The sequence below is a fragment of the Streptococcus mitis genome (assembly GCF_003942765.1).
Lineage (GTDB): Bacteria > Bacillota > Bacilli > Lactobacillales > Streptococcaceae > Streptococcus > Streptococcus mitis_BE.
Window position 1 is genome coordinate 45,937 of the sequence record NZ_RJNW01000005.1, and the last position, 14,571, is coordinate 60,507.

Annotated in this window: 16 protein-coding genes and 1 pseudogene; 5 read left to right on the forward strand and 12 right to left on the reverse strand. The window is 38.6% G+C overall.

Annotation, left to right across the window (positions count from 1 at the left end):
* The 8 genes from D8849_RS08085 to hisS are packed head-to-tail and all read right to left on the reverse strand — an operon-like array spanning position 1 to position 4,650.
* The gene (locus tag D8849_RS08085; protein WP_125386719.1) at positions 1-699 is read right to left on the reverse strand and encodes an ABC transporter permease; all 699 of its coding nucleotides are present in this window, start codon (positions 697-699) and stop codon (positions 1-3) included.
* Complete coding sequence (locus D8849_RS08090) at positions 692-1,516, reverse strand: ABC transporter ATP-binding protein (protein WP_125386720.1); 825 nt, start codon at positions 1,514-1,516, stop codon at positions 692-694. Before D8849_RS08090 ends, D8849_RS08085 begins: the two co-directional genes overlap by 8 nt.
* A 10-nt stretch (positions 1,517-1,526) precedes the next feature.
* Positions 1,527-2,267, reverse strand: a complete 741-nt coding sequence (locus D8849_RS08095) for a DUF3169 family protein (protein WP_185755637.1) — start codon at positions 2,265-2,267, stop codon at positions 1,527-1,529.
* A 2-nt stretch (positions 2,268-2,269) separates the two neighbouring features.
* Positions 2,270-2,467, reverse strand: a complete 198-nt coding sequence (locus D8849_RS08100) for a hypothetical protein (RefSeq protein WP_185755636.1) — start codon at positions 2,465-2,467, stop codon at positions 2,270-2,272.
* A complete protein-coding gene (locus tag D8849_RS08105) occupies positions 2,454-2,651 on the reverse strand; it encodes a hypothetical protein (RefSeq protein WP_125386723.1) in 198 nt (65 codons plus the stop codon). The genes D8849_RS08100 and D8849_RS08105 overlap by 14 nt, the downstream gene beginning before the upstream one ends.
* Positions 2,651-2,857, reverse strand: coding sequence for a helix-turn-helix transcriptional regulator (locus tag D8849_RS08110; protein ID WP_001176233.1), 207 nt, complete (start codon positions 2,855-2,857; stop codon positions 2,651-2,653). Before D8849_RS08110 ends, D8849_RS08105 begins: the two co-directional genes overlap by 1 nt.
* A gap of 9 nt (positions 2,858-2,866) precedes the next feature.
* Complete coding sequence (locus D8849_RS08115; protein ID WP_125386724.1) at positions 2,867-3,334, reverse strand: hypothetical protein; 468 nt, start codon at positions 3,332-3,334, stop codon at positions 2,867-2,869.
* Positions 3,334-4,650, reverse strand: coding sequence for a histidine--tRNA ligase (gene hisS / locus D8849_RS08120; protein ID WP_125386725.1), 1,317 nt, complete (start codon positions 4,648-4,650; stop codon positions 3,334-3,336). The genes D8849_RS08115 and hisS overlap by 1 nt, the downstream gene beginning before the upstream one ends.
* A 167-nt stretch (positions 4,651-4,817) precedes the next feature.
* On the opposite strand from hisS, the gene D8849_RS08125 reads away from it, so the two are divergent.
* On the forward strand, positions 4,818-5,159 hold the full coding sequence (locus D8849_RS08125) for a metal-sulfur cluster assembly factor (protein WP_125386726.1): 342 nt from the start codon (positions 4,818-4,820) through the stop codon (positions 5,157-5,159).
* A gap of 212 nt (positions 5,160-5,371) precedes the next feature.
* Here D8849_RS08125 and ilvD read toward each other — a convergent pair whose 3' ends face one another.
* Entirely contained in the window at positions 5,372-7,075 is a 1,704-nt protein-coding gene (gene ilvD / locus D8849_RS08135; RefSeq protein WP_000137346.1) for a dihydroxy-acid dehydratase, read from the reverse strand.
* Between the two features lie 229 nt (positions 7,076-7,304).
* Here ilvD and rpmF point away from each other — a divergent pair, with 229 nt between their 5' ends.
* From rpmF to D8849_RS08155, 4 genes are all read left to right on the forward strand, one after another.
* Positions 7,305-7,487: a 50S ribosomal protein L32 gene (gene rpmF / locus D8849_RS08140; RefSeq protein ID WP_000290417.1), complete on the forward strand. Its 183-nt coding sequence runs from the start codon at positions 7,305-7,307 to the stop codon at positions 7,485-7,487.
* 15 nt (positions 7,488-7,502) lie between these two features.
* Positions 7,503-7,652 carry a 50S ribosomal protein L33 gene (rpmG, locus tag D8849_RS08145; RefSeq protein ID WP_001265622.1) on the forward strand — a complete coding sequence of 50 codons (150 nt, stop codon included), beginning with the start codon at positions 7,503-7,505 and terminating at the stop codon, positions 7,650-7,652.
* 491 nt (positions 7,653-8,143) lie between these two features.
* Positions 8,144-9,628 carry an ATP-binding protein gene (locus tag D8849_RS08150; protein ID WP_125386727.1) on the forward strand — a complete coding sequence of 495 codons (1,485 nt, stop codon included), beginning with the start codon at positions 8,144-8,146 and terminating at the stop codon, positions 9,626-9,628.
* Positions 9,629-9,849: 221 nt separating this feature from the next.
* Positions 9,850-10,413, forward strand: a complete 564-nt coding sequence (locus D8849_RS08155; protein WP_125386728.1) for a hypothetical protein — start codon at positions 9,850-9,852, stop codon at positions 10,411-10,413.
* 100 nt (positions 10,414-10,513) lie between these two features.
* Here the strand turns inward: D8849_RS08155 and D8849_RS08160 are convergent.
* The 3 genes and pseudogenes from D8849_RS08160 to D8849_RS08170 form a co-directional block, all read right to left on the reverse strand.
* A pseudogene (locus D8849_RS08160) lies at positions 10,514-11,581 on the reverse strand (type I restriction-modification system subunit M); the annotation flags it as partial.
* A 22-nt stretch (positions 11,582-11,603) separates the two neighbouring features.
* On the reverse strand, positions 11,604-12,851 hold the full coding sequence (locus D8849_RS08165; RefSeq protein WP_125386729.1) for a toxic anion resistance protein: 1,248 nt from the start codon (positions 12,849-12,851) through the stop codon (positions 11,604-11,606).
* A gap of 21 nt (positions 12,852-12,872) precedes the next feature.
* Entirely contained in the window at positions 12,873-13,679 is an 807-nt protein-coding gene (locus tag D8849_RS08170; protein WP_125386730.1) for a hypothetical protein, read from the reverse strand.
* Positions 13,680-14,571 lie beyond the last annotated feature (892 nt).

Here is a 14,571-nt window from a genome sequence, read left to right on the forward strand (position 1 = left end):
CTATCTTGCTTTATAGCTATTTTTCAATACAAAGAAGTTTGCTATTCCTAATACAAGTACCCAGGCAAGTAACATACCGATGTTAGAAAAAGATATTTCTCCACCTTTTTTATTTAAAAGATTTACAATAGGACCGACGAACGAGTAATCTAACACTTTCTGAGCCGTATCATTTTGAAGAGCAATTATAGGTAAAAAAGAGACAATTAACATAGGGAAGATACTATAAACTTGCGCTTTAGATTGAGTATCTGACACCGCACCGATTAGAAGGTTGAGAAAAATAATACTAATAGTTGCTAGGAGCAAATAGATAACGTAAGCAAATAAATAACCAGATACATCTACTCTAAGATAGATGGGAAGTACAATCATAGCAAGTAACATTATCAGAATAGGGAGAACAAGCATACTGAAAGTATATTCTGTTGCTGTCACACCACTTAGGATGAGTGATTTAAGATTTCGTTTTTCCTTATCTTCTGCCATCATAATCGATACCATATAACCACTTCCCATGCTCAAGACCATCGTCAAGCTAGAAGATAGTAAAAATAGGCTCAATTGTCCATTCTTATTTAAAAATTCATTATATAAAACAGCAATACCAAAAGGTATCAATAAAGTCGCTAACAAAGTTGAATTGCTAATAAGAACTTGCACTCTTAACCATAGTAGGGCATTTAATTTTCTAAACATCTAACTTTTCTCCTGTCAATCTGATAAAGATTTCTTCTAGTGTCGGCTCACAAGAGTGAACCACCATCAAATCTGTCGTGTCTAATTGTGGTAATTCTTCAAATGGAACGATCTGTTCTCGTCCATCATTATAAACCACACGTACTTTCTTATCCACATGGTACTTCTGGATGATATCTTGCGGACTTCCATACTCTATTAGGTTACCCTTATTCAAAAGAGATAAGCGATCACAAAGCAGAGTTGCTTCATTCATATCATGCGTGGTCAGAAAGATAGTTGTCCCCGCCTGCTTTAATTCTTGAAGTAGGGTATGAATCATCTTAGATGTTGTAGGGTCTAAGCCACTGGTTGGCTCATCTAGAAAGAGAATCTTAGGAGCATTCAGAAGGGCACGGGCCAAGAACATTCGTTGTTTCATTCCTGTAGATAACTTTTCTGCGATAATATCTTTAGCATCTGCCAATCCAACCTGTTGGAGCACCTGAACTACTCTATCTGACTTGAGACCATATAACTTAGCGTAAATGAGCAGATTTTTGTAAAGACTCATCTTTTCATAAAAACCACTGCCATCACTAACTATACCGATTTGTTCCAAATCATTTGAAGTTAAATCTTGAGAATTCTTACCTAACAAAATTGTGTTACCTTGATCTGCAGCCAACTGACCTGTTAAGACATTGATCATGGTTGTTTTACCTGAGCCAGAAGGGCCAAGAAAACCAAAGATTTCACCCTCCTTAATCTCAAAAGAAATCTGGTGAAGAGCTTTTTTGCTCCCAAAACTTTTGCTTACATTTTCAACACGAATCATAGAAACTCCTTTATTTGAAATAACGTTTTACCATAGGTAACTGCATCACATTGATATAAATATGGATTGCTCCTACAAGCAAGAAGGCTAGTAACTGAATCTCTCCTGTCAGTAAGGAAAAGAGATCGATCAAAAAGTAGAGACCCGGCAAGACATACTGATTTAATTGGAATAAAATTCGAAAACTCTGTTCCAAATTAGCCTGACGCTCCCCTTCATCATAAGAATTTACGTACTCTAAGACATCCTTGGGAGTTGAGAAAAACTCCAAATCAAACTGACGAACGATTGCAATGGTTTTATATAGATATTTTTGAGCACTGAAAATCATCACTAATGCCAAAAAAGAAAGAGATAAGGTTATATAGCTAATATTTAGTACAACTACTTCACTACCTGAGATGAAAAGAGCTAATAAAATCACTACGCCTGCACTATTAAAAGCAATAGTTCCAAACTCGAGATTACGATACATTTGTACATAATAGCTTTCATTCAGATCATCGTCCATTTCCTCTTGATACAAGGAGTGAAATTTTCTACTTTTCTTTAAGAAATTGAACGTCAAAAACATACTAATGAAACCTAACAGTAAGCAAATAGATGATATCCATGGAATCACGGTTTTGACATCTAAAATGGTTCCGTGTTTTTCGGTATAGGTCTGAAACATCCCTGCAAACATGCCCAAGAAGCCTCCCAAGATAAAAGCCATTAAAAATAACAATACACGTTTCTTTTTCTTTTTCATATTCATTCTCCTTTTTCACTTGCTAGATTTTTTGATTTCTTTTCAATCCATTCAATTACTGGTATGAGGGCAAAATAGGCCCAAACAAATTTGTTACTTTGATAGGGACTAAACCAGCCTAGGTCCATCCCAATCAGTAGAAATACGCTGACTAATAGAGCTATGGCAACTACATAATAAATCACTTTATACTTGTTCATCATTTCTCTCCTTTTTCTCCTTTTTCTTCAACCGATTGAAAATGGACAAGAGGACTAAGTTAATCCAAAACAAATACTTACTTTCAACAAAATAGAACCAACCCAGTAATGTTCCAATCATAGCAAATGCATTCACAATAAGGGCAAGAACACTCATAAAATAAACCACCCTATACATGTTCATCACTCATCCTCCTCCAAGCGAAATACCGATTCGACTGTTTCGTTGAAAATCTGAGATATTTTCAAGGCAATCACAACGGATGGGGTGTATTCGTCCCGTTCTAATAGGCTAATGGTCTGTCTGGAAACCTCTGCTAGCTTGGCTAGTTCGGTTTGATTGAGGCCATCGCGAGCCCGCAGCTCTTTTAAACGATTTTTAAGTTGCATGTCACACACCTACTCTCCGTCAAATTCAACGGTTTGGATATCCTCAATACGTTGTAGTTTGAATTTTTCTTTTCCCGTATTATCTACACGTCGTAGCTTGACCCATTCCTCATCAACATCCACAACTTCCCAATTATTTGTTCCAAATAATTCTCCAACGATTGTTGGTTTTTCCCCAATCAATTCTTGTAATAATCTTGACATTTCTATATTTCCTTTCTCTTTTCGCTCAAGCTTTTTGATTTTATTCTCTAGTTTCTTGATTTTTTTAGAACCATTAGAATAAAAGAAAATCATAAATAGTATAAATCCTAGTACCCACATCATAGCTCCTTTCTGGTTCCTATTTCTTAACTTGAATTTATTGTAACACATCTTTTTCTTTTTGACAAGCATATTTGTCAAAAAGTTTATGATTTTTGTCATTTTGCAAAAGAAAAAGGTCAGGAGTAAGGTCCTGACCAGTTTATCTACTATTAAAAGCCTAATTTTTCAAAGATTTCTGAGAAGTTTTGGCTGATAGCCTCAAGTGACACCTCTACTTTTTCCTTGTATTTGTTGATATTAAAATTATTCTTAGCATTTCGAATTTGATTATTCTTAACCACGACTTTTCTAGTCTGGATTTCACTCTCTCCTAGAGTGATAAGTGTCTTAGACGCAAAGACATCGGCTGACTTGAACTGAGCTTTTAGTTTACGGTTAAGATAATCACGCTCTGCTTTGAATCCTTGTTGGCGAAGAGCTTGTACTAATTCCAAGGCCTTGACATTTGCTCCTTCACCCAAGACTGCGATATAGACATCTAGGGCGTTTTCGATAGGGAGGGCTACACCTTGCTTTTCAAGAATGAGAAGCAGGCGCTCTACACCAAGTCCAAAACCAAATCCAGTAGTTTCAGGACCACCAAAGTAGGCAACCAAGCCATCGTAGCGACCTCCCGCACAAACTGTCAAGTCATTGCCCTCAATCTCAGTAATGAACTCGAAAATGGTGTGGTTGTAGTAGTCCAAACCACGCACCATATTGGTATCGATGATGTAGTCTACTCCAAGATTTTCCAACATCTGACGCACAGCATCAAAATGAGCTTGGCTTTCTTCATCAAGGAAATCCAAGATAGACGGCGCATTCTCCACTGCCACCTTGTCTTCTTTTTCCTTAGAGTCCAAGACACGGAGAGGATTTTCCTCCAAACGACGTTGGCTATCCTTAGACAAGGTCTCCTTGAGCGGTGTCAAATAGTCAATCAAGGCCTGACGATAAGCCGCACGGCTCTCAGGATTTCCAAGCGTATTGAGGTGTAGTTTGACACCTTGGATGCCGATTTCTTTCAAGAAATGGGCTGCCATAGCAATGGTTTCCACATCGGTAGCTGGATTGCTAGAGCCAAAACACTCAACACCAATCTGATGGAACTGGCGCAAACGCCCTGCCTGTGGACGCTCATAGCGGAACATAGGTCCCATGTAGTAGAACTTACTTGGCTTTTGCACTTCTGGGGCGAAGAGTTTATTTTCCACATAGGAACGGACAACTGGCGCAGTTCCTTCTGGACGGAGGGTGATATGGCGGTCACCCTTGTCATAGAAATCGTACATTTCCTTGGTTACGATATCCGTTGTATCTCCGACAGAGCGGCTGATAACCTCGTAATGCTCAAAAATAGGCGTGCGCACTTCTGCATAGTTATAGCGCTTGAAAATCTCACGGGCAAAGCCCTCAACGTACTGCCATTTGGCAGATTCAGCAGGTAAAATATCCTGCGTTCCTTTTGGTTTTTGTAATTTCATAGGGAATCCTCTTTAAACTTAATAGTCTTATTTTACCATAAATAGAGGGATTAAAACAGTGAGAGAAGAAAATCTCAAGAGAGTCTTTTCAGAAAATTCATCAAAAACTTGCCAAATTGTCAGAATTATGAGAAAATAGAGGATATTTATCACGTGGAGGGACTGTAATGAGAGAGGATATCAAAATCAATGACCGTGCTTTGGTCTTGCAAGACCAAATTATCGAAAAACTAGAGAAGGTTTTTGATACAGATGTGGAATTGGATGTTTACAATCTAGGGCTGATTTATGAAATCAATCTGGACGAAGCAGGCCTCTGCAAGATTGTCATGACCTTCACCGACACTGCCTGCGATTGTGCCGAAAGCCTGCCTATCGAAATCGTGGCAGGTCTGAAACAAATCGAAGGTATCGAAGATGTCAAGGTTGAAGTCACCTGGTCGCCTGCCTGGAAAATCACACGAATCAGTCGCTACGGCCGTATTGCCCTTGGACTACCACCTCGTTAAGCAGAAAAATTACTTTTGAAGATGAAAAAAAGCAAGCCGAAGTTGGCTTGCTTTTTGATACTCAATGAAAATCAAAGAGCAAACTAGGAAACTAGCCGCAGGTTGCTCAAAGCACTGCTTTGAGGTTGTAAATAGAACTGACGAAGTCAGTAACCATACCTACGGCAAGGCGACGTTGACGTGGTTTGAAGAGATTTTCGAAGAGTATGAGTTTATTTTTTACCTGACTTGTCCATATTCCAGAAGTCTGTCACGGCTCCGCGTGAAGCAGATGATACGATGTGAGCATATTTACCGAGGACACCACGACTGTAAAGTGGTGGCAAGGTTGTTTCTGCCTTGCGTTTTTCAAGTTCTTCTTCGGATACGGCCATAGAAATTTCTTTGGTATCTTGGTCAACCGTAACGATATCGCCTGTACGGAGGTAGGCAATTGGTCCACCATCCTGAGCTTCAGGGGCGATATGTCCAACAACCAGACCATAAGTACCACCAGAGAAACGACCATCCGTCAAGAGGGCAACCTTGTCTCCTTGGCCTTTACCGACGATCATTGATGAAAGTGACAGCATCTCAGGCATACCAGGACCACCCTTAGGTCCAACAAAACGAACAACGACTACATCGCCATCAACGATTTCATCTGTCAGAACGGCCTGGATAGCATCTTCTTCTGAGTCAAAGACCTTAGCTGGACCAACGTGACGACGCACTTTAACACCTGATACCTTGGCAACCGCACCGTCTGGTGCAAGGTTCCCGTTCAAGATGATAAGCGGACCATCCGCACGTTTTGGATTTTCAAGTGGCATGATGACTTTTTGACCTGGAGTCAAGTCTGCAAAGTCAGCTAAGTTCTCAGCGACAGTCTTACCAGTACATGTGATGCGATCTCCATGAAGGAAACCATTTGCCAAGAGGTATCTCATAACCGCAGGCACACCACCGACTTCGTAGAGGTCTTGGAAGACATACTGACCAGAAGGTTTCAAGTCAGCCAAGTGTGGCACACGTTCTTGAATCGTATTGAAGTCCTCAAGAGACAAGTCAACATTGGCAGCATGGGCAATGGCAAGCAAGTGAAGAGTGGCATTTGTAGAACCACCGAGAGCCATAGTCACAGTGATGGCATCTTCAAAGGCTTCACGAGTCAAGATATCTGATGGTTTGAGACCAAGTTCCAACATCTTAACAACAGCACGTCCTGCTGCTTCGATGTCTTCTTTCTTATCAGCTGATTCAGCTGGGTGAGATGAAGAACCTGGCAAACTCATACCCAAAACTTCGATAGCAGTCGCCATGGTATTAGCAGTATACATACCACCACAGCCACCAGGGCCAGGGCAGGCATTACATTCAAGACGTTTCACGTCCTCAGCTGTCATATCACCGTGGTTCCATTTTCCGATACCCTCAAAGACAGAAACCAAGTCAATGTCTTTACCATCAAGATTTCCCGGTGCAATGGTTCCACCATAGGCGAAAATAGCTGGAATATCCATATTGGCAATGGCAATCATAGAACCAGGCATGTTCTTGTCACAGCCACCGATAGCAACAAAGGCATCCACATTGTGACCACCCATAGCTGCCTCGATTGAGTCTGCAATGATATCACGAGATGTCAAAGAGAAACGCATACCAGGCGTTCCCATTGCAATCCCGTCCGCTACAGTGATAGTCCCAAACTGAACAGGCCAAGCACCTGCAGATTTGACACCCTCTTTGGCTAATTTCCCAAAATCATGCAAGTGGATGTTACATGGTGTATTTTCCGCCCAAGTCGAAATCACCCCAACAATCGGTGTTTCAAAGTCCTTATCTGTCATACCAGTCGCACGAAGCATGGCACGGTTTGGTGATTTAACCATGCTGTCATAAATGCTACTGCGGTGACGTTTATCTAATTCAGTCATTTGTTCCCTCCCATTTCAGTTTTTACTATTATAGCACATTTTAAAAGCAATGAACAGAAGAAAATTCTTGAATTTTCAGAAAATTTCGATTAATTTGGTTGATGACCTTTTAATTTTTTCATCTTTTTTTGTCAAGTAACTTTACTTTACAAAAAAAATGTGTTATTCTAATATGGTTGATGAAAATCAGTAGATTGAATCGAATATAAATACCTAAAGGAGAAATCAAATGGCAGTACCTGCACGTCGCACTTCAAAAGCGAAGAAAAACAAACGTCGTACACACTACAAAGTAACAGCTCCATCTGTAAACTTTGACGAAACTACTGGAGATTACTCACGTTCTCACCGTGTATCACTTAAAGGATACTACAAAGGACGTAAAATCGCTAAAGCTGCATCAGCTGAATAATAGAAGGGAGATACCATGCGCGTAAATATTACACTTGAACACAAAGAATCTGGTGAACGCTTGTACCTTACTTCTAAAAACAAACGTAACACTCCAGACCGTCTTCAATTGAAGAAATACTCACCAAAACTTCGCAAACACGTTGTGTTTACAGAAGTTAAGTAAGCATTCAATACGAATCAATACAGAAGAAAAACGCTGATTCAAGCGTTTTTTCTTTTTGTTAATTTCACTACATTGCAATAAAAATCAACCGAATCACTACCTTTTTCACTACCTTTTTTTGAAATAAGAATACAGATTTGGACGATTAAAATTAAGAGAAACTTCATTATGAGGTTTCTCTTTTTATATTCTCGCTCCATCTATTTTTCTTATCGTTGTGTTATAATGGAATAGATTACAAATTCATGCATAGGTTTTTAAACATCTCATCAAAAAATTTTTTATTAAATCTATCTATTCTAAAATTCTTTAACTAAATTTTGATGAACAATATTCGCGTGATTTTCGCGTGATTTTCGCGTAACTGTTTAAGATAAAGTCCCAGAAATACGATGAAATCAAGGATTTTAATCTCCTGTAAAATTTGCTTTTTCGCGTGACAATCGTTTAAAAACAAATTTAAGTAACGTTATATTTTAGAAAGGAAAAATATGAACTTAAAATTTGAAGGAGTCGATTTAGAGTACAAAAAAGCTAAAAACAGTCTTCCAGAATCCTTCTGGGAAACCTACTCAGCATTTGCAAATACTAATGGCGGAAAAATAATTCTCGGGATAGACGAAAAAAATATTGATCCCTATCAAGGTGTTAATAATCCTCAAAAAATACGAGATAATCTATTCGCTTTAGTCGCAAACAAACAAAAAGTCAGTTGTAATCTACTTACCGACAACGATATCGAATACGTTAATATCCCAAACAAAATTAAACAGCTTATTGTAATCACTGTAAGAGAAGCGAATCCTGACCAAAAACCCGTTCATCTTAAAAATGATTATCGTAAATCATATAAAAGGTTAGGCGAAGGCGACGTTCAACTTGATAAAGAAGAACTTAAGTATCTTATGACTAGTTCACATGATGATATTGATAGTGAGTTACTTAATAATTTTGACGAAAATGACCTAAATTTAGATACAATAGAACATTATAAGCAATTATTAATTGAACTTACTGGTAAAACAAAATACAATAGCATTTCTTTGAGAGATTTTCTAATCGAAATTGGTGTATTTAAAAAAGACAGGACAGATAATATATATAAATTAACCGCAGGAGGACTGATATTCTTTGGAAAGTATAATTCTATCATTTCTCGTTATCCCAAATTCCAATTAGACTATTTTGAAAAAGATACATCTCTGTCAACTAGGTGGAACGATAGAATTTCAACAGGTGATATGATGTACCCTGATTTGAACATGTTTGACTTTTTCAATTTAGCATATAATAAATTAACCACTACAACAAATGATAGATTTGAACTCAGTAACGAATCTGCTCATCGTTTACCATTCAAGAAAGACCTATCTGAATCTATACGTGAGGCTTTAGTGAACTGCTTAATGCATGCTTACTATGATTTTGATTCACCTATAGTTATTACAGCATACCAAGACTTCTATGAATTTAAAAATCCAGGTAAGATGAAAATTTCTATTCCCGAATTTATACATGGTGGAACTTCCAAAACGCGAAATAGTACAATCTCTTCATTATTCCGTAGAATTGGGATGTCAGAAAAAGCTGGGTCAGGTGGACCGAAAATTTTTGACATTTCCGAAAAATATAAACTAAAAATTCCTGAAGTAAGTACAACTTTTGATAGTACTATTGTTACAATCTGGAAAGTAGATTTACTGTCTTCCTATGCAGATACATCAGATAGTGAAAAGATTATACTTGAATATATCATTAAAAATGGTAGCATTACTAAAAATGATATCCTTGAAAATTCTCTAATGACTGAGTATAAATTTAGAGAAAATTTGAAATCCCTACAAAATAAAAAGTATATTGAGATAGAAGGTAAGGGACGGTCTACAAGATATGTTCTCCCTAAAAGTTCAACTGAACAATATCACATTATTAAACAACAAATCAAAAGTCTTGGAGATTTCATGACCAAATATTAAATATTTAATTCTCATTCCTAAAAATTTTTGAAATAGCGTAGTCTTTTCTAAAATTTGTGGAATTCAAAACGCAGGCTCAACTTGAACTGCACCCCAAAAGTTAGATTTTTCCTGTCTAACTTTTAGGGTGCAGTTCTTGAGGGGGTGTTTGATTATAAAACTAACATTACATAGTCTTTCTCTATATTCTTTCAACTGATAATATTTAAGGAGAAACATTAATGAAAATAAAATTTAAAGAAAGCAATACCATTACTTCGATAAAATACAAATCTTTTTTATTTGTAAAATTGCCACTACTAGCTATTTTGTACGCAGTTGTTATCAACTTCATACTTAGTTTTAAGTTGACAGCTATAAGTGACTTGCTAACGTCCAAAGGCATTGTCCCTTTAATCTTAATCATTCTACTAGCTTATCTTACCTTCAAGAACTATGCTTCTTTTAAAAACTTACGTGAAAATTATAAAGCTAAGAATATTGATGGTATTAATATACTGGTAAAACTCATTCGCATACATGATATGGTTAAAGTCAGAGAGCTTGGATTTAACAAGACAATCTATAACTACACATTTTCATGGGAAGATATCATTTTCCCTGCCATTAACAACAATATAAACGGCTCAAAACTTGAACCACTCGTTAAAAAATATTCTTTACAAGTACTGTCTATGAATATTCCTGCAAAAATGATTGGGAATGTAATCTATGTTGATGCAAAGGTATTGGAAGAATGTATTAAAAATGATATTGAAGAAAGAAGTAAACTTTCAAACATTTAAGGATGAACTTTGTTGTAGTCACCAATAACAAAAAATGACAATAGATTTTCTACTGTCATTTTATTTTTCTAAATTTTTAGCAGAGTATTCTCACAAGTCTCTAAATCTCATTCAATTTTTCGAGATAGGCGGTTAATTCTGCTTGGGCTTCTGGTGTTGTGCCTACTAGCTGGCTGCGCATGTGTGCGAGTCTGGCTTCTACCTCTCCAATCTCTTTATCAATCTCTGCGAGCTGGTCGGCGAGGTCGGTTAGGGGAACAACAGGTTCTTCCTCAAAGGTATCGACATAGCGTGGAATGTTGAGGTTGTAGTCATTTTCGACAATCTCTTCAAAGCTGGCTAGATGGGCGAACTTCTCGATATTCTCGCGTTTTTGATAGGTCTCCAAAATCTTGGCAATATGGTCTTCGGTCATATTGTTTTGATTTTTCCCTTTTTCAAACTCTTTTGAGGCATCTATAAAGAAGACATCCTTGTTAGTGCGATTCTTTTTAAGGATAATAATGGTTGTCGGGATAGAGGTGTTGTAGAAGATATTTGCTGGCAAGCCGATAACTGTATCAATAGCGCCTTCTTCTAATAGATGCTGGCGAATCTTTTGCTCGGCTGCTCCTCGAAAGAGAACTCCGTGAGGAAGTACGATAGCCATGACACCATTATGCTTGAGGTGGTAAAAACCGTGAAGAAGGAAGGCAAAATCTGCTTTGGACTTAGGTGCCAGAACTCCATAACTTGAAAAGCGAGGATCTTGCAGGAATCCACTATCTGCTGACCACTTCAGTGAGTAGGGTGGGTTCATCAAAACTCCATCAAAGTCTGTCGGCTCGGTAGTCGGCCAATCTTCGTCTAGGGTATCGTGGTTGCTGAGGTGATAGTTCTCAATCGCAACCCCATGAAGCATCATATTCATGCGAGCAAGGTTGAAGGTCGAAGTAATCAACTCTTGACCGTAGTAAGAAATCGTCGAAGCTTCCTTACTATAGCGCTTGGCATTGAGCAAGAGAGAACCAGAACCCATAGTCGGGTCGTAAACTGACATGCCCTTTTGATGCTCACGCCCTGCAAAGACAATCTGAGTCATGAGGTGAGAGACTGCTTGAGGTGTATAAAACTCTCCAGCCTTTTTCCCAGAATCACTAGCAAACTGGCCAATCAAGTACTCAAAGCTATACTTATAAGGAACTTGTGTATTATTCTTGTACTTCTTTCTGAGCAGCCTTGCCTTGGTCTAGAAGGGCTTGGACAATTTTCTCATCGCGTAGTTTGACAGAATCGTTGATCATTTCTGCGGACTTGACGATGGTTGTTTCTAGTTGAGCACGTTTCTGGCGTCCCAATTCAATGGCAGCGACGATACCTTGGTTTTGAGCGACCAGACTTTCAGCCAGTTTGGTAACAGATTCGACAGCGACTGTCGGGCTTTGAGCAATTCGTTCCATCTGCGGAATCACTTCCTTGCTGGTCTCAGCTAGCATCTGAAGAGCAGCATTGTTGGCATTGACAATGGCATCTGCCACGACACCTGATTTCATTGATTGTTGCAAAATACCAAGTTGGGCAATGGAAAGTTTCATTGTCGGAATCGTATTGCGACGAAGCATGCCCAATTTTTGGCGCATATCAGATGACACCTTCACAAGATTGCGCATCTGAGGTGTTGTTGCCCAGGCAACATAGAGACGGCTGACATACTCAGTATGTTGTTGTTCAAGAGTATTGACCACTTCAGCCATACGGGCCAATTCTTGAGATTTAGTCTGGTATTCTACCGTACTTGTATCGAGTTGGTCAACTTGAGCTTTCAGTTCTGCAGCACGCTTGCCAGCTTCTGTCTGGCTGGCTTCGATAAAGGAAATCACTCCCACTAGATTTTCAATGGATTTGGTATTGTCCTCAATCAACATCTCAGCTGAGACGATATTTCGAGCTAGCACATCTTCTTGCTTGACCACTGCGGCAGCCATGCCATCGAGCTTTTGCTCCACTGTTTTTGAGTCAAAGTAAAATTCTTGTAGCGTATTTTTACTCTTGTTAAACAATCGTTGCAAAAAGTTTGGCTTTTCTTCTAACTCAGCAATTTCAGCGTTCTTGTATTTAACTACAAAGCCTTGCAACTCACGGTTGGTATTCTTGAGTAAGTCATCCACTTGGGGAATCTGCAGTTTCTTTTGTTCTGACAAGATACGATTGACTGTATTGTTCACACCTTCTACAGCAGATTGTCCAAAATCCAAAAGAGCATTTTGATTGGTGACAAACTGGTCTACCAACTGGGGCACGTGCGCCTTGATTCCTTCTTGCTGCTCAGGGCACAGCTTCTCAAGGAAGGTCAAGGTCCTGTCTGAGCCAGTATTGGTCTCGATTATTTGGGTTGTTTTATCCACCTTAGCTACGGTATTATTAGCAATCTGGTCAATATCAAAATTAAATTCTGTCATGGTTACTCCTTTGTTTCTAACCTAGTCTTTACGATCTTTTTCTAGGATACGCAGACTGATATCAAAATCACGCATATCTGTTTCATTGAGTTCTCTCAACACCTGGTCCAACTCAAGGTCAAATTGTTCGATAGCTGCTTTAGCTTGTTGCAAACGTTCTTCTGCCCTATTATAGTTCTTCGGATTAGCCTTAATCTTTAAATAGCCTTCTAGAATCGTTTTGAACTTCTCCATCTTCAAACTATGAATAGCCGTTAATTCTTCCTTATCACCATCAGCAGAGGTGGCAATCTTGTCTAAAATGGCCTGATGGTCAACGGCAATATTGGCCAAGGTCTGAGACAATTCTGGAGCTAATTCCTCTGGCTCCGCATTTTCAAGATCTACCTGACTTTCTCTATCCAAACGTTCTAGCTGAACATCGATGTTTGCCCGTACTGTACGAACCTTTTTGTCAATACGGTTGTAGACAGCATCATCGATATAGGACTTGAGACGATCCGCCTCCTGATGGATTTCTCGCAGTTCGATCAATACTTGATTGGCCAGACTTTTATATGAATCCGAGCCTTTTTCTACTAAAGTTCCCTCTAGTTGCTGAATATCTTTGTCCGCCTGGCGAATCCTAGCTTTTAAAAGCTCAATCCGATCGTCGAGCGAACGATCCTGCAAAAGAGGATAGCGTAAGCGTTTATAGAGACGATAACCACCATAGCCTAGCAGGACACAAGCCGCAAGTGGAAGAGCATATTGAACCAAAAGGCCCAGTAAGAACAAGAAGCCCCAAAAATAGAGACAGCCTTTCCAAAAACCATTACCTGATTTCATAAACATTCCTTATTTTCAATTTATAAGTCTATTTTAGCACAAAAGACAAAAATGAGGGCGGAAATCCCCTAGAAAAGAGTTGATTTCTTTGCTGTAGAATGGAACTTGGTAGCGCGTGTGCTAATTTCAGTGAAGCGGACTCAAACCACAGGCTTCCGTGTTATAAGATTGCGTAATGACCTCTGAGGACATATCAAAACAAAAGCTTGAAATATCGGAGGGGTTGTGTTAGAATGAAAGCATAAAGGGAAAATAATTCTAGCATATATAACTAAAAAGCCCCACCGTGCCACCGATGGGGTTTTTTGCTACCCTCTAAAAGGGTTAAATGCTACTTCCTACGTCTCTTTATCCATAGCTTGAAAAGCTCAGATAGTACGTTAACAAGTAACGGAGCTAGAAAAAGGGAAAATAATTCTAGCATATATAACACCTCCCTTCCTTAAAGTGAGGGGGCCAAAATATTATATCACACCAGATTTATATCATCAGCATCGCTTAATTCTTGGCATAGATAGACTTAGATACACAAATAATCTTACTAGCAAATCTCTAAACAAACCCAGAAATCAACGTTTTAAGACAAAGCAAAAAGCCCACTGTTGTAGGCTTTCTGTAAGATATATCTTAAAATTAAAGCATTTTGTTATCTTGCAGTGATTAGGTACAGAAAAACAGGCCTAAGCCTGCTCTAAATCTAACTTGATTTTCTCAAAAACTATTAAATTCAAATAAGCTGAGAAAACATAAAGGGTAACAAAAAAGGACTTAAAATGATGAGTTCAGCAGGCAAGGAACTAGCACTATTAAAAAGTGCTTTTTTATTTCTGTTTAATATAGAAAACTATTATAGAGTATTTGAATTTATAGAAAAAAGGACTAGCATTGATTT